The sequence below is a fragment of the Streptomyces sp. NPDC002669 genome (genome assembly GCF_042889165.1).
Classification (GTDB): Bacteria; Actinomycetota; Actinomycetes; order Streptomycetales; family Streptomycetaceae; genus Streptomyces.
The window spans coordinates 11889-33389 of sequence record NZ_JBIAQQ010000045.1 but is presented as its reverse complement, the minus strand read 5'-3'; the positions used below and the strand labels follow the sequence as shown (position 1 = coordinate 33389).

Genomic DNA, 21501 nt, shown 5'->3' with positions numbered 1-21501 from the left:
TTCTGTCGTCATCGACAGCCCCGGAGTCCGTGCCCGAAGAGGCAGGAGGACCCGGTGGACACCGCAGCCGACATCACCGCCATGCGACGAGCGATCGAGCTCGCCGCCCGCGGCCTCGGCTCCACCAGCCCCAACCCCGTCGTCGGCTGTGTCGTCCTCGACGCCGCGGGCCGCCCGGCGGGCGAGGGCTTCCACCAGCGGGCCGGCGGCCCGCACGCCGAGATCCACGCCCTGCGCGCCGCGGGCGACCGGGCCCGCGGCGGCACCGCCCACGTCACCCTCGAACCCTGCAACCACACCGGTCGCACCGGCCCCTGTGCCCAGGCGCTGATCGAGGCCGGCGTCGCCCGGGTCGTCTACGCGGTCGGCGACCCGAACCCGCAGGCCACCGGCGGCGCGGACACCCTGCGCGCGGCCGGGATCGAGGTCGAGGGGGGGCTCCTGGCCGCCGAGGCCGAAGCGGGCAACGCCGCCTGGCTGACCTCGGTGCGGCTCGGCCGCCCGTACGTGCTGTGGAAGTACGCGGCGAGTCTCGACGGCCGGATCGCGGCCGCCGACGCCACCAGCCGCTGGATCACCTCCGCCGAGTCCCGCGCCGACGTCCACCGGCTGCGCGCCGAGGCCGACGCCGTCGTGGTCGGCTCCGGCACCGCCCGCACCGACGACCCGCAGCTCGGCGTCCGGGGCATCGACGGCGCCGCGCAGCCCCTGCGGGTGGTCGTGGACACCACCGCCACCGCCGTGCGCCCCGGCGCCCGCGTCCTCGACGACGGCGCGCCCACCCTGATCGCCGTCGCCGACGACGCCGACGCCCGCCACCTCCCCGAAGGGGCCGTCCTGCGGCTGCCGCGCGCCGCCACCGGCCCCGGCCTCGACATCCCCGCCCTGCTCGACGCCCTGCACGGGCGCGGCATCCGCTCCGTGCTCCTCGAAGGCGGCCCGACCCTGGCCGGCGCCTTCGTCGCCGCGGGAACGGTCGACAAGGTCGTCGGCTACCTCGCCCCCGTGCTCCTCGGCGCCGGCCCCGCGGCCCTCGCCGACGCCGGAATCTCCACCATCGCCGAGGCGTTGCGCCTCGATGTGACCGAGACCGTCCGCATCGGCCCCGATCTGCGCATCACCGCCGTCCCCGGCACCGACCGGAAGGGAAACTGAGTTGTTCACCGGAATTGTCGAAGAACTGGGTGAGGTCACCGCCGTCGAGAAGCTCGACGACGCCTCCCGTTTCCGCCTGCGCGGCCGAGTGGTCACCGAGGGCGCCAAACACGGCGACTCCATCGCCGTCAACGGCGTCTGCCTCACCGTCGTCGACCTCGGCGACGGAGAGTTCACCGCCGACGTGATGGCCGAGACCCTGAACCGGTCCAGCCTCGGCGCCCTGGACACGGGCTCCCGGGTCAACCTGGAGCGCCCCATGGCGGTCGGCGGCCGGCTCGGCGGACACATCGTCCAGGGCCACGTCGACGGCACCGGCCGCATCGTCGAGCGCCGGATCTCCGAGAACTGGGAGATCGTGAAGGTCTCCCTCCCCGCGCACCTGAGCCGCTACGTGGTCGAGAAGGGATCGATCACCGTCGACGGAGTCAGCCTCACCGTCGTGGACGCCGGACCCGACTACTTCACCATCAGCCTCATCCCCACCACCCTCGCCCTGACCACGCTCGGCATCAAGGAGCCCGGCGACCCGGTCAACCTGGAGGTGGACGTCATCGCGAAGTACGTCGAGCGGCTGCTCGGCCACACCGCGCAGGAGACCGAGGAGCCGGTGAAGTGACCACTCTGAACTGGCTGAACTCGGAGGCGTTCACCGTCCTCGGGCAGCGCATCATCTGGTCCGACATGATCGGCAACACGGTCGGTCTGATCGCCCTGACCCTGGGCTGGCTCCGCTCGGTCTGGACCTGGCCCGCCCAGCTCCTGTCCGGCGTCGTCCTCGTCGCGGCCAACGCCTCGGTGCAGCAGGCGGGCAGCGTCGGCAAGCAGGTCGTCGTCATAGCCGTGGCCGTCTGGGGCTGGCAGCAGTGGTCCCGGGGCAGGCAGCAGGCCCAGGACGGTTCCATCGCCGTGCGGTTCGCCACCTGGCGCGAGCGCGGATACCTGCTGGGCGGCGCCGCGCTCGGCACCCTCGCGGTCGGCGGCCTGTTCACCGCGTTCCCCTCGCTGTCCTGGAGCCCGTGGGCGGACGCGTACATCTTCGCGGGCACCCTCGTCGCGATGCTCGCCCAGGCCCGCGGCATGGTCGAGTTCTGGTTCGCCTGGCTGCTGGTCGACCTCGTCGGCGTACCGCTGAACTTCCACAGCGGCCTCGCCTTCTCCGGTCTCATCTACGTCGTGTACGGCGCCCTCGTCCTGTGGGGCATGCGCGACTGGTGGCTGCGCTCGCGGACACCCGCTCTGGAAGGAGCCACGGCATGACTGCCCAGCCCACCTGGCTGCACCCGGACCACGGAAGGGACCTGGAGGACCTCGCGCTCGACCCCGTCGAACAGGCGATCCGCGACATCGCCGCCGGCCGGCCCGTCGTGGTCGTCGACGACGAGGACCGGGAGAACGAGGGCGACCTTGTCGTCGCCGCCGAGAAGGCCACCCCCGAGATCGTCGCGTTCATGATGAGCGAGTGCCGCGGCCTGATCTGCGCCCCGATGGAGAACGACGAGCTGGAACGGCTCGAACTCCCGCAGATGGTCGGCCACAACACCGAGTCGATGCGGACCGCGTTCACCGTCTCCGTCGACGCCTCGGCGGCCCACGGCGTGACCACCGGGATCTCCGCCGCCGACCGGGCCGCCACCCTCCGGCTGCTGGCGGGCGGCGAGGCCGGACCCGCCGACTTCGTACGGCCCGGCCACGTCTTCCCGCTCCGTGCCCGCTCCGGCGGCGTACTGGTGCGCAACGGCCACACCGAGGCCGCCGTCGACCTCGCCCGGCTCGCCGGACTGCGGCCCGCCGGCGCCATCGTCGAGATCGCCGGCGAGGACGGCGTGATGCTGCGACTGCCGCAGCTGGTCCCGTTCGCCCGCAAGCACGGCCTCACGATCATCTCCATCGAGGACCTGATCGCCTACCGCCGCAGCTCGGAACCGACCGTGCGCCGCGAGGCCGAGATCCGGCTGCCGACCGGCTTCGGCCCGTTCACCGCCTACGGCTACCGCTCCACGACCGACGGCGTCGAACACGTCGCGCTCGTCCACGGCGACCTCGGCGACGGCGACGACATCCTGGTCCGGGTCCACTCCGAGTGCCTGACCGGCGACATCTTCCAGTCCCAGCGCTGCGACTGCGGCCCCCAGCTGCACGCGTCCATGCGCCGGATCACCGAGGAGGGCCGCGGCGTCGTCGTCTACCTGCGCGGCCACGAGGGCCGGGGCATCGGCCTGCTGTCCAAGCTGCGCGCCTACGAACTGCAGGAACGCGGCGTCGACACCCTCGACGCCAACCTGGAACTCGGCCTGCCCGCCGACGCCCGCGACTACGCGGCCGGCGCCCAGATCCTCAAGGACCTCGGCGTCCGCAGCCTCAGGCTGATGACCAACAACCCCGACAAGACGGCCGCGATCCTGCGACACGGACTGGCCGTCACCGGCCGCGAGCCGATGCCCGTCCAGGCGGGCGAGCACAATCTGCGCTACCTGCGCACCAAGCGCGACCGCATGGGGCACGACCTGCCCTGGCTCGACGCCGCCCAGGCGTCGACCTGCGGAAACCAGTGACGATCACGGAAACGAGCGACAGGAGAGACATGAGCGGCAAGGGCGCACCCGAACTGTCCGTACGCAACTGCGGTGACCTGCGTGTGGCGGTCGTCGCCGCACAGTGGCACGAGAAGGTCATGGACGGACTCGTCGACGGCGCGCTGCGCGCCCTGCACGAGCTCGGCATCGACGAGCCGACCCTGCTCCGGGTCCCCGGCAGCTTCGAGCTCCCGGTCGTGGCCAAGGTCCTCGCGGGCCGCGGCTACGACGCGGTCGTCGCCCTCGGCGTCATCATCCGCGGCGGCACCCCGCACTTCGAGTACGTCTCCCAGGGCGTCACCAACGGCCTCACCCAGGTCGCCGTCGACACCGGAGTGCCCGTCGGTTTCGGGGTGCTCACCTGCGACACCGAGGAGCAGGCGCTCGACCGGGCCGGCCTGGAGGGCTCCAACGAGGACAAGGGGCACGAAGCGGTCACCGCGGCCGTCGCCACCGCCGCCACGCTGCGCACCGTCAGCGAGCCCTGGCGCTGAGTGGGGCCCGCGGACCCCGTAGGCTAAGAACCATCATGGCGAACAAAACCTTCGAAGAGCTCTTCGCCGAGCTGCAGCTCAAGGCCGCCAACGGCGACCCCTCCACCTCCCGCACCGCCGAACTGGTGGGCAAGGGCGTCCATGCCATCGGCAAGAAGGTCGTCGAGGAGGCCGCCGAAGTCTGGATGGCCGCCGAGCACGAGAGCAAGGACGCCGCCGCCGAGGAGATCTCCCAGCTGCTGTACCACGTCCAGGTGATGATGGTCGCCCGCGGGATCTCGCTCGACGACGTCTACGCCCACCTCTGAGCAGGACCCCGCACCACCCGCCCCTTCCGCATCCCGCACCTCTCCTCGCAAAGGAAGCCGACCTCATGCTGCGCATCGCCGTCCCCAACAAGGGTTCACTCTCCGGGCCTGCGATGGCGATGCTCCATGAGGCCGGGTACCAGCAGCGCAAGGAGTCCAAGGAACTCGTCCTCGTCGACCCCGAGAACGAGGTCGAGTTCTTCTATCTGCGCCCCCGCGACATCGCGATCTACGTCAGCTCCGGCCGCCTCGACATCGGCATCACCGGCCGCGACCTGCTGCTGGACTCCGGGGCCGACGCCGAGGAGATCCTCCAGCTCGGCTTCGCCCGCTCCACCTTCCGCTACGCCACCAGGCCCGGCACGGCCCAGGGCCCGCAGGACTTCGACGGCAAGACGATCGCCACCTCCTACGAGGGCATCGTCGCCAAGCACCTCGCCGACGCCGGCATCAACGCCTCCGTCGTCCACCTCGACGGCGCGGTCGAGACCGCCATCGAACTCGGTGTCGCCCAGGTCATCGCCGACGTCGTGGAGACCGGCACCAGCCTGCGCAACGCCGGCCTCGAAGTCATCGGCGAGCCGATCATGAAGTCGGAGGCCGTCGTCATCCGCCGCGCCGGCGCCCCGGACGACGACCCCAAGGTGCAGCAGTTCCTCCGCCGCCTCCAGGGCGTCCTGGTCGCCCGCTCCTACGTGATGATGGACTACGACTGCCGCGTCGAGCACCTGGAGCGCGCCGTCGCCCTCACCCCGGGCCTGGAGTCGCCGACCATCTCCCCGCTGCACCACGAGGGCTGGGTCGCCGTCCGCTCCATGGTCGCCGCCCGGGAGGCGCAGCGGATCATGGACGACCTGTACGACCTCGGCGCCCGCGCCATCCTCACCACCGCCATCCACGCCTGCCGCCTCTGACGGCCCGGCGTCCCCGGAAGACAGCAGAAAAGCCCCCGGAAGACAGAAGAACACCATGTCCGCCCCCGCACCCCGGCCCGAACTCCCCACCCTCCCGGTCACGTTCCGGCCGACCCGAACCCGGGTGGTCCTGCTGACCGTGGGGGCGGCGATGTTCCTCGTCATCACCGTCGTCGCCCTGACACTGGAACGGCTGAGCGGGGGAGAGCGGATCAGCTTCGTCTTCACCGCGCTGCTGTTCCTCGGCGTGCTCGCCCTGCTCAGCCGCCCGAAGGTGGTCGCGGACGAGGACGGGGTGACGGTGGTCAACATCACCCGGACGCGTCGGCTGTCCTGGGCGGAGATCCTCCGCGTCAACCTGCGCCCCGGCGACCCCTGGGTCTTCCTCGACCTCAGCGACGGGACGAGCATGCCCGCCCTCGGCATCCAGCCGGGTGTCGCCAAACAGCAGGCCATCCGGGACGCCCGCGCGCTGCGGGCCCTCGCCGAGAACCGCGGCACCGGCAAGGACATCGGCTGAGCCCCCTGCCCCGCACGGGCCCTTCTTGATTACTCTGGAGGACGGCGGCGCCCCTGTGCGCCCCGCCCCGCACCGGAAGGTCCCCCGAGACCGGCGGGGCTTTCCTGCGACCCAAGGAGTGACTCCTTCCAGCAATGGACGGATCGTCCGGTAGTACCTGCGCCGCCCCCTCCCCGGAGGCGGCGGCATGACCACCCCCTTGCTGCTGCTGAGCGCGGCATTCCTTCTCATCCTCGCCAACGGATTCTTCGTGGCGGCCGAGTTCGGCCTCGTCACGGTGGAGCGGCCGGACGCCGAGCGCGCCGCCGCCGAGGGCGACCGGCGGGCCCGTACCGTCGTCGAAGCCCTGCGGGAACTCTCCTTCCAGCTCTCCGGCACCCAGCTGGGCATCACCATCACCTCACTGGTCGTCGGCATGCTCGCCGAACCGGCCCTCGCCCAGTTGCTGGACGGCCCCCTCACCGCGACCGGACTGCCCGAGGGCGCCGTCCCCGGCGTCAGCGTGGTCATCGGGATGCTGGTGGCCTCCGCCGTCCAGATGGTGATCGGCGAACTCGTGCCCAAGAACTGGGCGGTCTCCCGGCCGCTCCAGGTCGCCCGGTTCGTCGCCGGCCCCCAGCACCGCTTCTCCGCCGTGTTCCGGCCGGTGATCAGCCTGTTGAACACCGTGGCCAACCGGCTGGTGCGGCTGCTGGGCGTGGAGCCCACCGAGGAGCTGGCCTCCGCCCGCACCCCCGGTGAGCTGGTCTCCCTGGCCCGGCACTCGGCCGAGGCCGGCACCCTCGAACAGGACACCGCGGACCTCTTCGTACGGACCCTGTCGCTCGCCGGGCTCACCGCCCAGCACGTCATGACCCCCCGGGTGAAGGTCAGCGCCCTGCAGTCCTCGGCGACCGCGGCGGACGTCCTCAACCTCACCCGCGCCACCGGCCTCTCCCGCTTCCCGGTCTACCGGGAACGCATCGACGAGGTCGTCGGCATGGTCCACCTCAAGGACGCGCTCGCCGTGCCCGCCGCCGACCGGCTGCGCACCCCGGCCGGCCGGATCGCCGTGCCGCCGCTGCTGGTCCCCGAGACCCTGCCCGTCGAACAGCTGCTCCAGCGGCTGCGCAACGAGCAGCCGATCGCCGTCGTGGTCGACGAGTACGGCGGCACCGCCGGGGTCGTCACCCTGGAGGACATCATCGAGGAACTCGTCGGCGAGGTCCGCGACGAGCACGATGCCGAGGGCGCCGACCGGCCCGAACTGGTCCCCGCCGCGCCCGAGGACGGCCGCCCGGCCTGGGACGTCGAGGGCAGCTGCCGAGTCCTGAGCCTGCGCCGGATAGGACTCGACGTCCCCGACGGCCCGTACGAGACCGTGGCCGGGCTCGTCGCCGACCTGCTGGGCCGCATCCCGGCCCCCGGCGACCGGGCCGAACTGCCCGGCTGGCGGCTCTCCGTCCGCCAGGTCGGCCACTACCGTGCCGAGCGGGTCCGCTTCGTGCGCACCACGGCCGCCCCGGCCACCGTCCCCCTCGCCGGGGCACTGGTGACCCACGAGGCCCTGGAGGCCGTGCGATGAGCCTGGTCCAGTTGCTCCTCGCGGGCTTCCTCGTGCTGGCGAACGGCTTCTTCGTCGGCGCGGAGTTCGCCCTCGTGTCCGTACGGCGCAGCCAGGTCGAACCCCTGGCGGCGGCCGGGTCGGGGCGCGCCCACAAGGTGCTGTACGGCCTGGAGAACCTGCCGCAGATGATGGCCGCCGCGCAGTTCGGCATCACCGTCTGCTCGCTGACCCTCGGCGCCGTTGCCGAACCGACCGTCGCCCGTCTGCTGGAGCCGGTCTTCCACGCGGTCCACCTGCCCGAGGGGCTCGTCCACCCGCTCGGCTACGTCCTGGCGCTCGCCCTCGTGATCTTCCTTCATCTCGTCATCGGCGAGATGGTCCCGAAGAACCTCGCGATGGCGGCGCCGGAGCGGACCGCGCTCTGGCTCAGCCCCGGCCTGGTGGGCTTCGCCCGCCTGTGCCGGCCGGTCACCTCCGCACTGGGCGCCTGCGCCCGACTGGTGCTCCGGCTCTTCGGGGTGGAGCCCAAGGACGAGGTGGAGGCCGTCTTCACCAGCGAACAGCTCAACCGCCTCGTCGAGGACTCCGGCCAGGCCGGGCTGCTGGAGCCGGAGGCCCAGGAGCGGCTGGAGGACGCGCTGGAGCTGGGCAGCAGGCCCGTCACCGACGTGCTGCTCAAGCGGGCCTCCCTGGTGACGGTGGACCCGTCCGTCACCCCGCGCCGGATCGAGGAGCTGACCGTACGGACCGGCTACTCGCGCTTCCCGGTGTGCGCCGAGGGCGGCGGTCCGTTCATGGGCTATCTGCACGTCAAGGACGTCCTGGACCTGGAGGACGGCGAACGGGCCGTCCCGCAGCAGGTATGGCGCCCGATGGCGACGGTGCGGGCCGAACTCCCCCTGGACGACGCCCTGACCGTGATGCGCCGGGCGGCGACCCACCTGGCCCAGGTCGCCGACGCGTCGGGCCGGATCCTCGGCCTGGTCGCCATGGAGGACGTGCTGGAGATGCTCGTCGGCGAGGTGCGCGACCCGGCCCACCGGGTATCGGTGCCGCGCCGGACGGCGGAGACGACGTCCGGCACCGGCGAACTCGCCACGTCGGCCCGCTAGGGCGGGTTCCCGAAGCGACGTCGGGGCCGGGCGTTCCCGGCCCCGACGGGGCGAAACCGTTTTCTCTCCCAGGACGGCACCCCGCTGGAAGGCTGGTTCATCCCGGCCGACTCCGACGAGCTCGTCATCGCCGACCACTCCATGCCGGCCAACCGGTACGGCTGCCTCCGGCACCTGCCCCGGTACGCCACGCCCTTCGCGGACTTCGAGATCGACTTCCTGCCCGACCACGAGAACCTCCGCGACGCCGACCACCACGTCCTCGCCTGCGACCTGCGCCACGGCCGAAGCGGCGCCGTCGCCCTCACGGGGCCGGTGGCTCCTGCTGTCCCCGGTCCACCGGGCCCCGGCCGGACAGGACCTCGCCGTACGCCTGCATCAGGTCCGGCAGCCGCAGCGTGGCCAGGTCGTCCCGGCCCGGTACGGCGGTGTACCCGGAGAGCCGCAGGTCCCGGTAGGCGCAGCTCTTCTCGTACAGGGTGCGCAGGAACCGTCCGTTGCCCAGCTCGTCGATCCAGCCCTGCTCGACGACGTGGCCACTGATGGAACGCAGCTCGTCGAGCGACTCCTCGTCCCACACGTCGCCGTTCTCCGCCGCCAGCACCTCGCCGATCGAGGTGAGCTCCAGCGGCCGGTAGCTCGGGAAGTCCACCCGGGTGGTGAAGCGCGAGGAGAGCCCGGGGTTGGTGGCCAGCAGCCGGTCCATGCCCTCGGGGTAGCCGGCGAGGATGACGACCAGGTGGTCCCGGTTGTCCTCCGCGCGCTTGAGGAGGACCTGGAGGGCCTCGTCGCCGTACGCGTCGCCCTTGCTGTAACCGCTGTTGGAGAGGCTGTACGCCTCGTCCACGAAGAGCACCCCGCCGAGCGCCGAGTCGATCAGCTCATTGGCCTTGACCGCGGTCTGGCCGAGGAACTCACCCACCAGATCGGCCCGTTGGGCCTCGACCAGATGGTCGCCGCCGAGCAGCCCCAGCGCGTAGAAGACCCGGCCCAGGATGCGCGCCACCGTGGTCTTGCCGGTGCCGGAAGGACCCGAGAAGACGAAGTGGCGCTTCGGTGGCTGGACGGGCAACCCCTGCCCGGCCCGCAGCCGCGCCATGTTCAGCTGTGCGGACAGCGCCTTGACCTGGCGCTTGACCGGCTCCAGACCCACCATCCGCTCCAGCTCGGCCAGCGCCTCGGCGAGCAGCACCGGATCGCTGGGCCCCGCCGGGAAGGGCGACGGCTGCTGCCCCGCGCTCTTGCGCCGCACCCCGTCGGGCGGCGGCACCCCGAGGCCGGTGACCCCCGAGGGCTCGCCGCCGGGCCGCGACTCCCGGCCGTCCATCAGATCGGCGCCGAGCGGCGGATCGGCGTCCGGCGGGGTCTCCGGCCCGGTGCCGTCCGTCCCCGAGGCGGTGTTGTCCGTGCCCACCAGGGACACGGTGGCCAGACCGGAGGCATCCTCGGCACCCTCCAGACCGTCGTAGTCCGCGATCGCGGCCAGCCGCGCCGAGGTGTCCATGAACGCCGGGTCGACCCGGTGCACCGCCCGGTAGAGCGGCAGGGCGGCGGCGCTGCGGCCGGTGCCCTCGTACGCGCGGGCCAGCCAGTAGCGCAGCTCCTTGCGCTGGGGCTGCTCGCTGCGGCAGCGCATCAGGGCGGTGGCGAGCAGCGGCTCGGCCTGCCCGTACATCTCCAGCCGCACCCGGGCCATCCCGCCGAACAGCCCCGCCTCGATGCCGAGCAGCGGATCGTCCGTCAGCTGCTCGGTGTTGCGGACGAGCTGTTCCCAGTCCTTGACCAGGTAGGAGCGGCAGGCGTGCAGGAAGCGCACCTGCGGGTCCGTGTCCACCGGCGGCAGGCCCGCGAGCGCCCGGTCCAGCTCGGGGACGTGGCGGCCGTCCAGCCAGTGCGAGGCGTGCGCGAGCAGCAGGTCGCGCGGGCTCTCCAGCACCGGCTGCACCCACCAGCCCAGCCAGTACCAGGAGTTGAGCGTGCGCCGGTGCCGGGTGCGCTGCTGGCCGAAGCGGTCGCGATGACGGTGCATGTGCAGCAGCGCCGTCGTCGTGTCGACCCTCAGCGCGTGGAGGCCGAGCCAGCCGTCCGCCATGCCCGGGTCGAGGCGCACCGCGGTTCTGAATTCCTCCTCGGCCTGTGGATAGGCGCCCATGGTGTAGGCGTCCACGCCGCGCAGCCAGGCGAGGTCGGCCGGGGCCTGAGCGCCCTGCGTGCCGATGTCCATCTGGTCCCCCACAAACCGTGCCCCCAGGATGTCCCGCCGCCCGACCGGCTCGCCGGGGCGTGCCGAATCGATGTGCCACGGACGGGAATTGACCGCACCGAGAGGCATCGTACCTGCGCAGGGAGTGCGCGACTAAGGGCACCGCAGACGGAAGGAAACCCGTGACCCAAAGTGATCGGAGCGGGTCGTTCCGGGGCGGGGAGGGGGTGCGGGGGCAGAACGAAGCCCCCGATCACGGGGGAACAACCGGGGGCTTCGTGTTTATGGGGGCTCCGAAAAGCCGCACATTGAGAACGTAAGACCTGTACCGCCCCCGGGTCAAGCGGAGTTGGGTCACTTCCGGGGGGTTTTCTCACCATTCGACACGGCGGCGCGATGCGCTCACTTTACGTGACGGAATGGTTCGCTCCCGCTGCCGTTCGAGGTCCCTCCAGCAACTCGTACCCCACTGGCAACTGCCGTACCAGGGTGTCCGCGTGAGGCCGTGAAGGATCGGCCGAGAAGTGCTCCGTCTCGGCCGCCGTCCACCCGTCCCAGAACTCCGAGAGCGCCGGACCGTCCCGACGACGGCCGCGCCGCCAGGACGCCGCGGCGTCGAGGTCCATCCACAGGAGTCGCGCCAGACGCGGCCGCAGCGCCCGCCGCCCGGCCCCGACCCCCTCGACGACGACCACCGGCGCCGGCTCCAGGACGCGCGGTGTCCCGAACCGCCGCGCGGTCCAGTCGTACGGCGCGTAGCGCGCGCACTCGCCGCGCTCCAGCGGTCCGGTCACCTGTTCCCGCAGCCGGTCCGTCCAGGTGAAGAAGGAGTCGTGGGAGGCCAGGTCGTCCAGGTGCAGGACGGGGGCGTCGCCGAGCGCGGCGGCCAGGCGGGCGGCGAAGGTGCTCTTCCCCGACCCCGCGTGGCCGTCGACGGCGATCAGCCGCACCGGGCCGCAGGACGGCGCCAGGGCGGGCAGCCGCGCGGCGAGGAGCGAGAGGGCGTTCATGCCCACCAGCCTACGAGCCGCTGGGAAACAGACGCAGGTCACGCCAGTGGACCAGACCAATATTGCTTTCCCGGCGCGAGTCGAATCACTGGCCGAATCCGGCCGCGACCCGCGATAGTTGGCGCACTGTCGTGCATCCGCAGCCCCATTCCGCTTACGACTACGACCGGGGGTCCCGCCCATGAACAGACCGACCTCACGCAGGACCGTGCTGACCGCCGCGCTCGCGGTGGCGGCCACCGCCGGCCCGGTGTCGTCCGCCGCCGCGCGCTCCACGGCCCCGTCCCGCACCTCCCCGGCGGCCTCCACCGTGGACAACCACTTCTGGCACACCTTCGTCGACTGGCACGGCGGCCTCGGCGCCGGGACGCGCGTCGTGTCCGGCCTCCGGCCAGGTCTGGTGATCGGCCACGCCGAGGGAAGCACCGACTACACCGACCCGCACACCGGCACGACCGCCTCCTGGGAGTACGCCACCTGGACCTCCCCGGTCCACCGGTCCGCCGTCCCGGCGACCGAGGTGATCGCCTCCTGGAACGCCGAGACCCCGGCGGGCACCTGGATCCAGGTCGAGCTGCAGGGCCACTACTCGGACGGCACGCGGACCCCCTGGTACGTGATGGGCCGCTGGGCCGCGGGCGACGGGGACATCCGCCGCACGTCCGTCGACGACCAGACCGACGGCAAGAGCTCGGTCTGGACCGACACCCTCTCGGTGGACGACGCGACGAGCGGGCTGCGGCTGACCGCGTACCGGCTGCGCCTGACCCTCCACCGCACCCCGGGCACCCGCCTCACCCCCGTCGTCCGGCGGCTCGGGGCGATGGCCTCCGACGTCCCGGACCGCTTCACCGTGCCGGCCAGCACCCCCGGCCTGGTCCGGGAGCTGGCGGTGCCGCGCTACTCGCAGAACGTCCACGCGGGCGAGTACCCGGAGTACGACAACGGCGGCGAGGCGTGGTGCAGCCCCACCTCGTCCCAGATGATCATCGAGTACTGGGGGCGCAGGCCCACCGCCGAGGACCTCGCCTGGGTCAGGCCGGAACTGGCCGACCCGCAGGTCTGCCACGCCGCCCGGTTCACCTACGACTACCAGTACGAGGGCTGCGGCAACTGGCCGTTCAACGCCGCGTACGCCGCGACGTACACCGACATGCGCGCGGCGGTGACCCGGCTGACCTCGCTCACGGACGTGGAGACACTGATCCGCGCGGGCATCCCGGTCATCACCTCCCAGTCCTTCCTCAAGGAGGAGCTGACCGGGGCGGGATACGGCACCTCCGGCCACCTGATGACCGTGATCGGGTTCACCGCGGACGGCGACGTGATCGCCAACGACCCGGCCTCGCCGAACAACGAGGCCGTGCGCCGGGTCTACCGCCGCAGGGAATGGGAGAACATCTGGCTGCGCACCAAGCGCTACGACGCGAACGGCAAGGTCAGGAGCGGTACGGGCGGGGTCTGCTACGTCTACTGGCCCGCGCGGCCGACCCCGGCCCAGCGCCGCGTCCTGAGGTCGTTCGACCTGGTGTGAGCGTGTGCGGCGGCCGGCCCGCAGGGGGGCGGCCGCCGCACGAGTCCGCCGGGGCCCGGTGGCGTTCTCGACGCCGGTCATGGGGCCCTGGTGGTCAGGTGCGGGTGCGGGTGCGGTGGCTGGTGTCGCACCAGGGGAAGATGGCGCTGCGGCGGCAGGTGCAGAGGGCGACGGTGAAGCGGTCGGAGGTGTGCACGGAACCGTCCGGTGTGGTGATTTCCACCGGTCCTTCCACGAGGAGGGGGCCGTGTTCGGTCAGGGTGATGCGGTGGGGTGGGTCAGGGGTGTTGGGCACGGATGACCACCAGTTCCTCGTTCGTGTCGTCGGTGTGCAGCAGTTGGTGTTCGCGCAGCCAGGGGAGGCGGGAGAGCAGGACGGGGCCGAAGGGGATGCGGGTGCGGCTGTGGATGGTGGCGTGCAGTCCGGCGTGTGCGAGGCGGTCCAGGGTGGTGCCGGGGTCGCAGAGGGCGGAGTGCACCAGGAGGAGGACCCCGCCGTCGTGTCGCAGGATCGAGGGTGCTGTGGCGCAGAGGCGGTCGATGACCGCCCGGCCGTCGTGGCCCGCGTTCCAGGCGCGGGAGGCGCCGCGGGGCGGGGTGTGGGGTGCGGGGACGTAGGGCGGGTTGCACAGGACGAGGTCGTAGGGGTGGGTGCCGAGGGCGGAGGTGAGGTCGCTGCGGCGCACGGTGATGCGGCGGCGGTGCAGCATCGCGTTGAGGCGTGCGGTGAGCACGGCCCGGGGGGCGATGTCCACGGCGGTCACCTCGCAGCCCAGCTGGGCGGCCCGCAGGGCCAGGGCGCCGCTGCCGGTCCCGATGTCCAGCACGGTGGTTCCGGGGCCCACGCGTTCTTGTTCGAGTGCGGCCAGCAGCAGGCGTGTGTCGCTCTGCGGGGCGTAGACCCCGGGCAGCGTGAGGAGGAACGGCCGGGAGCGGGTGCTGTCGGTTTCCGAGCTCATGCCCCTCACGCTGCCCATCTCGCGAGGAACCGCCGGCCGAGACGGTCTTCGAGGAAGGAGGTGGCGGCGACGCCGAACGCGATGTCCGGCTCCAGTTCGGGTTCGTCGTCCAGAAGGCCGCCGATCACTTCGTTGCGTACGACTTGTTCGTGCACGGCGTCGGCTTCGACGTGCTCGTCGTAGAAGTGCTGCGCGGCCGGGCCGGCGCCGGTGCGGGCCATCGCGCGGGCCAGGTGGCGGGAGGCGGGCGGGGAGGTGATCTCGACGGCGGCGAAGTGCCCCACCAGAACACCGCGCAGCGACCGGTGCAATGCGAACAGCGACATGGCGTTGACCAGGGCGAGCATTTCCGCGTACCCGTCGTCCAGGTAGTGCCCGTATCCGGGGTTCAGGCCGAGGTCCGCCATGAGGTCGGCGAACAGTCGGGCGTGTACGCGTTCGGCTCTGCCGCCGCCGAACTCGTCGAACTCCACGGCGGCCATCGCGGCCTTGGCCCGCCCGCTGAGCCGGGGCAGCACCCAGGCATGCGGATCGGCCTCCTTCAGGTGGTAGAGGGAGCGCTGTCGCGCGTACTCGCGCAGGTGCTCCAACGTGCCCCGTCTCGCGAGGAACTGAGGTACGCCGTCGGACCCGGCGGGCCGGACCAGCAGACCGGCCAGGAGGCCGTCCAGGGGTTCGGGTACGGGCACGTCGCGCCGCAGCGCGGCCAGGAAGCGCTCCTCCAGCGAAGCCCGCACCGAGAGAAGAGCGGTATCCCACTCCCGTCCCGGATCGACGCCCGCGAAGCCCCGGTAGTGGAGTTCGTAGCAGGTGTACAGGGCCAGCTGCAGATCCTCACCGTACGGATCGGCCGCGCCCGCCCCCACGGGGGCGGACGGCACGCAACCGCTCAGCAGCGCCTCGGTCACCGCCGCCGACCACACCCCCCTGGGACGGGGCAGCGGCGGCGCGCTGTGGTTCCTGGGCATCGCACTTCCCTCCGGCCGTTCCGGGGTTCTGTCGGGGGACCGGGCGGGGCCGCCGGGGGTGACCGCATCCGCTTCCGGTGTTCCTCGCGCCCGGGGCGTGTTCACCCCCATTTGCTGCCGGCCAGGGGCGGGGTGTCCAGGCCCGCTCCGGTCCGTACGCCGTGCAGGAAGGCCGAGAGTGCTTCCTGGGCGGACCGGGCCGGGTGCCATTCCAGGAGTTCGTGGGCGCGGGTGCAGTCGAGGACCGGGAGGCGGAGCACCGCGTCGAACAGGTGCGGGGAGGCGGGCACGGCGCGGGTGTGCCATGCCGTCGACAGGGCCGTGCGTACCAGGGCCGGCGGGAGGCGTACCGGCCGGGCGCCGAGCAGTTCGGCGAGTTCCCGCGGGCCGAGCACCGGCTCTGCCGCCAGGTTGAACGGGCCGCGCACCTCGGTGAGCACGGCCGCCCGGTAGGCCTGTGCGGCGTCGTCGGTGTGCAGGACCTGGAGCCGCAGCCCGGGCAGGTCCGGCACGAACGGGAGCAGGTCCGGGCGCAGCAGCACGCCCGGCACATGACGGCCCGCGAAGATGCGGCGCTGCTCGCTGGCGGACTGTTCCTTGAACAGGAACCCGGGGCGCATCCTCACCACCCGGATGTCCGGATGGCGCGGCTCGAAGGCGTCCAGCACCCGCTCCAGGTAGGACTTCTCCCGGCAGTAGGCGGCGTTTGGCCAGCCGTGCGTGGGCCATCTCTCGTCCACGCCGGGCCCGGTCTTGGGGCCGGGGGAGTAGGCGCCCACGGACGAGGCGTGCACCAGGGCCCGCACACCGGCCCGGGCGGCGGCCTCGAAGACCCGGACGGACCCCAGGACGTTGCTCCGCCAGGTCACCACCGGATCGTGCGTGGGTTGGAACCGCCAGGCCAGATGGACCACGGCGTCCACCCCGGCCAACAGCGCGTCCAGCACCGCCGGGCTGTCCTCCCGGGAGAGGTCCACGGCCATCCACCGCACCCCCGGGACCGACATCCCCGGCCGCCGACGGGCCACACCCACCACCTCCCCCACACCCGGATCCCCGGCCAGGGCCGCGACGACGCTGGTCCCCACATTGCCGGTGGCCCCCGTCACCACCACACGCAGACCCGCCTGTGCGCCCATGGTGTCTCCGCCCTTCCGTGGGCCCGGCCCCGGTGCGGTGACGCCGCCCCGGGGTACGGGCGCGTATCCGACCGCCGGTGCTCCGCGTCGGTCCCCGAAGTCCGGGAAGGCGGCACCGGATGCGGCAGGGTTGTCGCCCCGCCTGCCCAACGATTCCCCCGCTCTCGTCACACCGCACCTCGGCGACGTCCCCGGGCACCTGATTGCGCACCGCGGTGCGGTGAGCCGCTGCGCTGCCGTGATGGGAGGCGGGACGATTCGACTCGCGAAGCCGGGCGGTTGCCGGGAGGGCTCAGGAGAGACAGAGTGAAAGAGGAAGAACACACACGAGATCGGAGCGTGTCGTGATCATTCTGGGAGTCATCCTGCTCGTCATCGGTTTCGTCACGGGCATTTCCATCCTGTGGACCATCGGGATCATTCTGGCCGTGGTCGGGCTGATCCTGTGGATCCTGGGCGGGATGGGGCACGCCGTCGCGGGACGCAGACACTACTGGTAACGCCGGTGGGCGACGGCCTTCGCCCATCGGAAGGCACGCATCGACGAATCCCCCGCCGAACCGACAACCTGCCCTGGGCACGTAAACGGTGAACCCGTTCCGTGCCCAGAAAGGTGCCGACGTGTCCATGAACCACAGCGAGGCGCCCGTCCTGGACGCCCTTGCCGCGTACACCGAAAGGGACGAGCTGGGGTTTTCGCCACCCGGCCACAAACAGGCTCGTGGAGCGGATCCGGCCGTGCGCGCCGTGCTCGGGGACGCCGTGTTTCTCGGCGATGTCCTGGCCAGTGGCGGTCTGGACGACCGACGGACGACGGCGAACGTGCTGGGGCGGGCCGAGGAGCTGATGGCGGACGCGGTGCACGCGGAGCACACCTTCTTCTCCACGTGCGGCAGTTCCCTCTCGGTGAAGGCCGCCATGCTCAGCGTCGCCGCACACGGGCAGAAGCTTCTCGTGGGGCGGGACGCGCACAAATCGGTGGTCTCCGGCCTGATCCTGTCCGGTATCGAACCGGTGTGGATCGAGCCGCAGTGGGACACCGGGCGCCATCTCGCCCACCTGCCGTCGGCCGACTCCTTCGCGCGGGCCTTCGAGGAGCACCCGGATGCCCGTGGCGCCCTGGTGACGAGCCCCACCCCGTACGGGAGCGCGGCGGATCTGTGCGCGGTGGCCGAGGTGTGCCACCGCCGCTCCCGGCCCCTGATCGTCGACGAGGCGTGGGGCGCCCACCTGCCGTTCCACGAGGACCTGCCGTCCTGGGCGATGGACGCGGGCGCCGACGTGTGCGTCACCAGCATTCACAAGATGGGCAGCGGACTGGAACAGGGATCGGTCTTCCACCTCCAGGGAGAGCTGATCGACGCGGACACCCTGGCCTCCCGGGCGGACCTGCTGGGCACCACGAGCCCCTCGGTCCTGCTCTACGCCGGGATCGACGGCTGGCGGCGCCAAATGGCCCTGCACGGCCACGCGTTGATGAGCCGTGCGCTGGGACTGGCGGCTTCCGTCCGCCAGGAGGTCGAGAGCATCGAGGGAATGCACGTCAATGATCGCGAGGACTTCTGCGGACCGGGGGCAGGAGCCGATTTCGATCCGCTGCCGGTCGTCATCGACCTCTCCGGACTGGGTGTATCCGGATACGCCGCCGCCGACTGGCTCCGCGAGCACCACCGGATCGACGCCCATCTGATGGACCACCGCCGCGTCAGCGCGCAACTCACCCACGCCGACGATTCCCTCACCACCGGACGGCTGCTCGGCGCGCTGCGCGACCTCGCCGACCGGGCGGAAACGCTGCCTTCCGGGCGGCACGTCGAGCTCCCCGACCCCGATGGGCTGAGGCTGACCCAGGCACGTCTGCCACGCGATGCCTACTTCTCGACGACCGAGGACGTGCCGCTGGAGAAGGCCGCGGGCCGGACGGCCGCGGAGATGATCACGCCCTATCCGCCGGGCATCCCCGCGGTCCTGCCCGGCGAACGGCTGAACGAGCCCGTCCTGCGCTATCTCCGCTCGGGGATCGAGGCGGGAATGAACGTCCCCGACCCCGCCGATCCCACGCTGCGCACCGTCCGGGTCTGCGCGCAGGACGACGGGTCCTGAGCGGTGCGACGGACGAGCCGCCGACGGGGCCGGGACACCTCCCGGGACACCTCCTTCGAAGGGACCACGCATGACTGCCGACGACATGAGCACGCGGAAGGTACTGGCGATCGTCACGAACCACGGCGTCGAACAGGACGAGCTCCTGGTGCCCCAGGAGCACCTGCGCGGCCAGGACACCGAGGTATCGGTCGCCGCGGTGTCGAGGGACGACGTCCGGACGCTGGTGGGCGACGTGAAGCCGGGGCGGACGGTCCGGCCGGGACTCACGCTCGCCGACGTGGATCCGGCCGCCTACGACCTGCTGCTGATCCCCGGCGGAACCCTGAACGCCGACGCCCTGCGCCAGCAGGACGACACCCTGCGCATCGTCCGCGCCTTCGTGTCGTCCGGACGGCCCGTCGCGGCCATCTGCCACGGGCCGTGGGCCCTGGTCGAAGCGGGAGTGGTGGCACAGAAGAGGCTGACGTCCTACCCCTCCCTGAAGACGGACATCCGCAACGCGGGCGGGGAATGGACCGACGAGCCGGTCGTCACGGACGACCGACAGGGCTGGCGGCTCATCACCTCGCGCAACCCGGGGGACCTGGAACCGTTCCTCCGCGAGGTGGACGCGGCCCTCGCGGCGGACGCCCGGTGAGGGCAGGCCCGGGCCGGGAGGCCGCCGGGTGAGGAGCGGCGACTGCGGCGGGGCGTCGCCGCGCGGTGCGCACGACCGGTCCGGGGGGAGGGCCGTCGCCGGGAGCGCAGCCCGATGCGACGGATCCGTCCCCGGCCGGCCCGTACGGACGGCCGGGGACGAATCCGCGGTCACGGGGGAACCCCCGCGCCGGGGCGATCAGTCGGTCACGGTGACCGTCTCGCTCGCGCCGGACTCGGTGCCGTCCGCGTAGAGGACCGTGACGCGGTAGTACACCGTGGTGGCGGCGGGCCGGTCGAGGTCCGTCCAGTCGCCGGTGCCGGCATTGTCCTCGGGCTCGGTGCCGATCCGCTCGAACGTCGCGGTCCGCGGGTTCCAGCGGTGGATGGCGAAGCCGGAGACCGGGCTGCCGTTCTCGTTCCTGTCGCTGGACAGGAACCAGGAGATCCAGCCGGAGGCGTCGGCGCCGAGGTGGCCGAGCGGCGCGCCGGTCGCGGGCGGGGCGGTCGGGCGGAGGTCCAGCTCGGTGACGTCGGCGACGGCCGCGCCGGTCTCCGGGGCGAGCCGGTTGCCGTACTGGTCGACGGCGACGACGGCGTAGCGCACCTGCTGGCCGTCGGCGGGCACGGCGTCGTGGAACGTCGTGGCCGTGATCTCCCGCGGCTTCAGGGTCCAGGGGTCCTGCACCGGGGTGTAGGTCCACCGGCCGTCGGCGAGGCTGCCGCGCAGCACGCGGTAGTGGTCGAAGCCCGGCTCGTCGTTCGCGTCCCAGGAGAGCGTGACGCCGTTCTCCTTCGGGGTGGCGGTCAGATCGGCGACCGCGGCCGGCGCGGTCGTGTTGCCGGCGACGTCGAGGGTGAGTTCCTGGGAGGGGACGCCCCCGTTCCTCTCGTGGTCCAGGGCCACCACCCGGTAGCGGTACGTGAGGCCGGGCGGCGGGGCGGCGTCGGTGAAGGTGGTGCCCCGCACGCCCTTGCCGACCTCCTCGCTCACGCCGACGGTGGTGCCCCGCACGGTCTTCCGGAAGACCGAGTAGCCCGCGAAGTCGTCACTGGTCCGCTCGGAGGCGTCCCAGTCCAGGGTGACGCCCGCCTCGCTCTCGACGGCCCGCACGTTGAGGGCGGTGTCCACGGGGCCCGTCAGGTCACGGGTGTAGTACATCGCCGTGGCCGAGGCCGGGGACTCCAGCCCGTGGGTGTCGACGGCGGTGACGACGTAGTAGTAGACGTCGCCGGTCGGCGGCAGCGGGCCGGTGTACCCGCCGGACGACAGCTTGTCGCCGGTGAGGAGGTTCTCGGGGGTGAGGGCGACCGGGGTGGACGTCGAGCGGTAGACACGGTACCCGGCGAGGTCCGGCTCCGTGTTGCTGTCCCAGTAGAGGGTGATCTCGGTCGGGAACTCCATGGACCAGTTGTCCTCGACACCCTTCGGGGCGGCGGGAGCGGTGCGGTCGACGGTGGTGACGGCCAGGTCGGCGGTGCCCGAGGAGACGTTGCCGGCCTTGTCGTGGGCGCGGACCTCGTAGTAGTAGACGTTGCCGTCCTTCGGGACGGTCGTGTCGGTGTACGAGGTGGACGTCGTGGTCGCGATCGGCTTGGTGGGGTAGGAGGTGCCCTTCAGCCGCCGGTAGACGCGGTACCCGGCGAGGTCCATCTCCTTGTTCCCGGCCCAGCCGATCTTCGTGGACATGGCCGTCGGGCTGTAGACGACGGTGGTCCCGGTCGGCACGAGCGGCTTGACCTTGTCGACGGTCGCCGAGGTGAGGGGGGCGTAGGAGAACTTGACGTCGGCGGCGCCGGTCCAGTTCACGAAGTCGACGCGGAGGCTGTGCCTGCCCGACGGGACGGTCACCTGGACGGTCTTGGAGACGGCGGTGGAGACGTTCTTCCACATGTCGACCTTGCGGACCCCGTCGAGGTAGACGCGGATGCCGTCGCGGGCGGAGGCGGCGAACGTGAAGGGGCCGCCCGAGCCGAAGTCGCGGGTCATGGACCAGCGGACGCCGAAGTTGTTGGCGGGCATGCCCTTGACGCCGGGCGCGCCGGTTCCCCAGTTCTGGTCGATCACCGCGTCGCAGTCCGTGCCCTTGGGGGTCCCGGAGAACGTGGTGTTCGCGTAGAACGTCCGCTTGAAGACGGGGGACGCGCAGGTCACGGCGGCGGAGGCGGGGGCGGCCACGCTGAGCAGACCCCCCGCGGTGGCGAGTACGACGGCGCCGGCGGTGGCGACCGTTGTGCCTCTGGGTCGGTTCAATTCGTTCCTTCGATCTCGGTCTTCTGCGGCAGGACGTGACTGCCGACGATCAAGACTCGCGAGGAAC

General features: G+C 72.1%; 21 protein-coding genes. 14 read left to right on the top strand and 7 right to left on the bottom strand.

The window, feature by feature from the left end; genetic code table 11:
• Positions 1–54: 54 nt before the first annotated feature.
• The 10 genes from ribD (at position 55) to ACFYW1_RS37025 (ending at position 8625) form a co-directional block, all read left to right on the top strand.
• Entirely contained in the window at positions 55–1155 is a 1101-nt protein-coding gene (gene ribD / locus ACFYW1_RS37070; protein ID WP_389003866.1) for a bifunctional diaminohydroxyphosphoribosylaminopyrimidine deaminase/5-amino-6-(5-phosphoribosylamino)uracil reductase RibD, read from the top strand.
• 1 nt (position 1156) lies between these two features.
• The gene (locus ACFYW1_RS37065; protein WP_389003863.1) at positions 1157–1774 is read left to right on the top strand and encodes a riboflavin synthase; all 618 of its coding nucleotides are present in this window, start codon (positions 1157–1159) and stop codon (positions 1772–1774) included.
• The gene (locus tag ACFYW1_RS37060) at positions 1771–2415 is read left to right on the top strand and encodes a nicotinamide riboside transporter PnuC (RefSeq protein ID WP_389003860.1); all 645 of its coding nucleotides are present in this window, start codon (positions 1771–1773) and stop codon (positions 2413–2415) included. Before ACFYW1_RS37065 ends, ACFYW1_RS37060 begins: the two co-directional genes overlap by 4 nt.
• Entirely contained in the window at positions 2412–3710 is a 1299-nt protein-coding gene (locus ACFYW1_RS37055) for a bifunctional 3,4-dihydroxy-2-butanone-4-phosphate synthase/GTP cyclohydrolase II (protein WP_389003857.1), read from the top strand. The genes ACFYW1_RS37060 and ACFYW1_RS37055 overlap by 4 nt, the downstream gene beginning before the upstream one ends.
• Positions 3711–3739: 29 nt before the next feature.
• Positions 3740–4225 (top strand): 6,7-dimethyl-8-ribityllumazine synthase, encoded by a 486-nt coding sequence (gene ribH, locus ACFYW1_RS37050; RefSeq protein WP_351836421.1) that lies wholly within the window; start codon positions 3740–3742, stop codon positions 4223–4225.
• A 35-nt stretch (positions 4226–4260) separates the two neighbouring features.
• Positions 4261–4533: a phosphoribosyl-ATP diphosphatase gene (locus tag ACFYW1_RS37045; RefSeq protein WP_148833253.1), complete on the top strand. Its 273-nt coding sequence runs from the start codon at positions 4261–4263 to the stop codon at positions 4531–4533.
• A gap of 65 nt (positions 4534–4598) precedes the next feature.
• On the top strand, positions 4599–5447 hold the full coding sequence (hisG, locus tag ACFYW1_RS37040) for an ATP phosphoribosyltransferase (protein ID WP_356936192.1): 849 nt from the start codon (positions 4599–4601) through the stop codon (positions 5445–5447).
• Positions 5448–5502: 55 nt separating this feature from the next.
• Complete coding sequence (locus ACFYW1_RS37035; RefSeq protein WP_389003852.1) at positions 5503–5967, top strand: PH domain-containing protein; 465 nt, start codon at positions 5503–5505, stop codon at positions 5965–5967.
• A 187-nt stretch (positions 5968–6154) separates the two neighbouring features.
• On the top strand, positions 6155–7531 hold the full coding sequence (locus ACFYW1_RS37030) for a hemolysin family protein (RefSeq protein ID WP_389003849.1): 1377 nt from the start codon (positions 6155–6157) through the stop codon (positions 7529–7531).
• Positions 7528–8625: a hemolysin family protein gene (locus ACFYW1_RS37025; protein ID WP_389003846.1), complete on the top strand. Its 1098-nt coding sequence runs from the start codon at positions 7528–7530 to the stop codon at positions 8623–8625. Before ACFYW1_RS37030 ends, ACFYW1_RS37025 begins: the two co-directional genes overlap by 4 nt.
• Positions 8626–8929: 304 nt before the next feature.
• Here ACFYW1_RS37025 and ACFYW1_RS37020 read toward each other — a convergent pair whose 3' ends face one another.
• Together ACFYW1_RS37020 and ACFYW1_RS37015 are read right to left on the bottom strand one after the other, a co-directional pair.
• The gene (locus ACFYW1_RS37020; protein WP_389003843.1) at positions 8930–10849 is read right to left on the bottom strand and encodes an AAA family ATPase; all 1920 of its coding nucleotides are present in this window, start codon (positions 10847–10849) and stop codon (positions 8930–8932) included.
• A 386-nt stretch (positions 10850–11235) separates the two neighbouring features.
• Positions 11236–11838 carry a hypothetical protein gene (locus ACFYW1_RS37015; RefSeq protein ID WP_389003840.1) on the bottom strand — a complete coding sequence of 201 codons (603 nt, stop codon included), beginning with the start codon at positions 11836–11838 and terminating at the stop codon, positions 11236–11238.
• 181 nt (positions 11839–12019) lie between these two features.
• Between ACFYW1_RS37015 and ACFYW1_RS37010 the strand changes: the two genes are divergently transcribed.
• Positions 12020–13372 carry a peptidase C39 family protein gene (locus tag ACFYW1_RS37010; RefSeq protein ID WP_389003837.1) on the top strand — a complete coding sequence of 451 codons (1353 nt, stop codon included), beginning with the start codon at positions 12020–12022 and terminating at the stop codon, positions 13370–13372.
• A 94-nt stretch (positions 13373–13466) separates the two neighbouring features.
• Here ACFYW1_RS37010 and ACFYW1_RS37005 read toward each other — a convergent pair whose 3' ends face one another.
• The 4 genes from ACFYW1_RS37005 to ACFYW1_RS36990 all read right to left on the bottom strand — a co-directional run bounded on the left by ACFYW1_RS37005 (position 13467) and on the right by ACFYW1_RS36990 (position 16438).
• Positions 13467–13667, bottom strand: coding sequence for a CDGSH iron-sulfur domain-containing protein (locus ACFYW1_RS37005; protein WP_389003834.1), 201 nt, complete (start codon positions 13665–13667; stop codon positions 13467–13469).
• On the bottom strand, positions 13651–14331 hold the full coding sequence (locus ACFYW1_RS37000; RefSeq protein ID WP_389003831.1) for a HemK2/MTQ2 family protein methyltransferase: 681 nt from the start codon (positions 14329–14331) through the stop codon (positions 13651–13653). Before ACFYW1_RS37000 ends, ACFYW1_RS37005 begins: the two co-directional genes overlap by 17 nt.
• Before the next feature lie 5 nt (positions 14332–14336).
• Positions 14337–15299, bottom strand: a complete 963-nt coding sequence (locus ACFYW1_RS36995) for an iron-containing redox enzyme family protein (RefSeq protein ID WP_389003828.1) — start codon at positions 15297–15299, stop codon at positions 14337–14339.
• A gap of 101 nt (positions 15300–15400) precedes the next feature.
• Complete coding sequence (locus tag ACFYW1_RS36990; protein ID WP_389003826.1) at positions 15401–16438, bottom strand: NAD-dependent epimerase/dehydratase family protein; 1038 nt, start codon at positions 16436–16438, stop codon at positions 15401–15403.
• Between the two features lie 344 nt (positions 16439–16782).
• Between ACFYW1_RS36990 and ACFYW1_RS36985 the strand changes: the two genes are divergently transcribed.
• The 3 genes from ACFYW1_RS36985 (at position 16783) to ACFYW1_RS36975 (ending at position 19181) form a co-directional block, all read left to right on the top strand.
• Positions 16783–16938 carry a DUF6131 family protein gene (locus tag ACFYW1_RS36985; RefSeq protein ID WP_148833239.1) on the top strand — a complete coding sequence of 52 codons (156 nt, stop codon included), beginning with the start codon at positions 16783–16785 and terminating at the stop codon, positions 16936–16938.
• Positions 16939–17065: 127 nt separating this feature from the next.
• Entirely contained in the window at positions 17066–18541 is a 1476-nt protein-coding gene (locus ACFYW1_RS36980; RefSeq protein WP_389003887.1) for an aminotransferase class I/II-fold pyridoxal phosphate-dependent enzyme, read from the top strand.
• A gap of 70 nt (positions 18542–18611) precedes the next feature.
• Complete coding sequence (locus ACFYW1_RS36975) at positions 18612–19181, top strand: DJ-1/PfpI/YhbO family deglycase/protease (protein WP_389003822.1); 570 nt, start codon at positions 18612–18614, stop codon at positions 19179–19181.
• Positions 19182–19379: 198 nt separating this feature from the next.
• On the opposite strand, the gene ACFYW1_RS36970 is transcribed toward ACFYW1_RS36975, so the two are convergent.
• Positions 19380–21434 carry a fibronectin type III domain-containing protein gene (locus ACFYW1_RS36970; RefSeq protein ID WP_389003819.1) on the bottom strand — a complete coding sequence of 685 codons (2055 nt, stop codon included), beginning with the start codon at positions 21432–21434 and terminating at the stop codon, positions 19380–19382.
• Positions 21435–21501: the final 67 nt, after the last annotated feature.

Excerpts from the sequence above, each read along its gene's own strand:
- ACFYW1_RS37055 (WP_389003857.1), top strand. The coding sequence starts at position 2,412 with ATGACTGCCCAGCCCACCTGGCTGCACCCGGACCACGGAAGGGACCTG.
- ribH (WP_351836421.1), top strand. The coding sequence starts at position 3,740 with ATGAGCGGCAAGGGCGCACCCGAACTGTCCGTACGCAACTGCGGTGAC.
- ACFYW1_RS37045 (WP_148833253.1), top strand. The coding sequence starts at position 4,261 with ATGGCGAACAAAACCTTCGAAGAGCTCTTCGCCGAGCTGCAGCTCAAG.
- hisG (WP_356936192.1), top strand. The coding sequence starts at position 4,599 with ATGCTGCGCATCGCCGTCCCCAACAAGGGTTCACTCTCCGGGCCTGCG.
- ACFYW1_RS37035 (WP_389003852.1), top strand. The coding sequence starts at position 5,503 with ATGTCCGCCCCCGCACCCCGGCCCGAACTCCCCACCCTCCCGGTCACG.
- ACFYW1_RS37030 (WP_389003849.1), top strand. The coding sequence starts at position 6,155 with ATGACCACCCCCTTGCTGCTGCTGAGCGCGGCATTCCTTCTCATCCTC.
- ACFYW1_RS37025 (WP_389003846.1), top strand. The coding sequence starts at position 7,528 with ATGAGCCTGGTCCAGTTGCTCCTCGCGGGCTTCCTCGTGCTGGCGAAC.
- ACFYW1_RS37020 (WP_389003843.1), bottom strand. The coding sequence starts at position 10,849 with ATGGACATCGGCACGCAGGGCGCTCAGGCCCCGGCCGACCTCGCCTGG.
- ACFYW1_RS37015 (WP_389003840.1), bottom strand. The coding sequence starts at position 11,838 with ATGAACGCCCTCTCGCTCCTCGCCGCGCGGCTGCCCGCCCTGGCGCCG.
- ACFYW1_RS37010 (WP_389003837.1), top strand. The coding sequence starts at position 12,020 with ATGAACAGACCGACCTCACGCAGGACCGTGCTGACCGCCGCGCTCGCG.
- ACFYW1_RS37000 (WP_389003831.1), bottom strand. The coding sequence starts at position 14,331 with ATGAGCTCGGAAACCGACAGCACCCGCTCCCGGCCGTTCCTCCTCACG.
- ACFYW1_RS36995 (WP_389003828.1), bottom strand. The coding sequence starts at position 15,299 with ATGCCCAGGAACCACAGCGCGCCGCCGCTGCCCCGTCCCAGGGGGGTG.
- ACFYW1_RS36990 (WP_389003826.1), bottom strand. The coding sequence starts at position 16,438 with ATGGGCGCACAGGCGGGTCTGCGTGTGGTGGTGACGGGGGCCACCGGC.
- ACFYW1_RS36980 (WP_389003887.1), top strand. The coding sequence starts at position 17,066 with ATGAACCACAGCGAGGCGCCCGTCCTGGACGCCCTTGCCGCGTACACC.
- ACFYW1_RS36975 (WP_389003822.1), top strand. The coding sequence starts at position 18,612 with ATGACTGCCGACGACATGAGCACGCGGAAGGTACTGGCGATCGTCACG.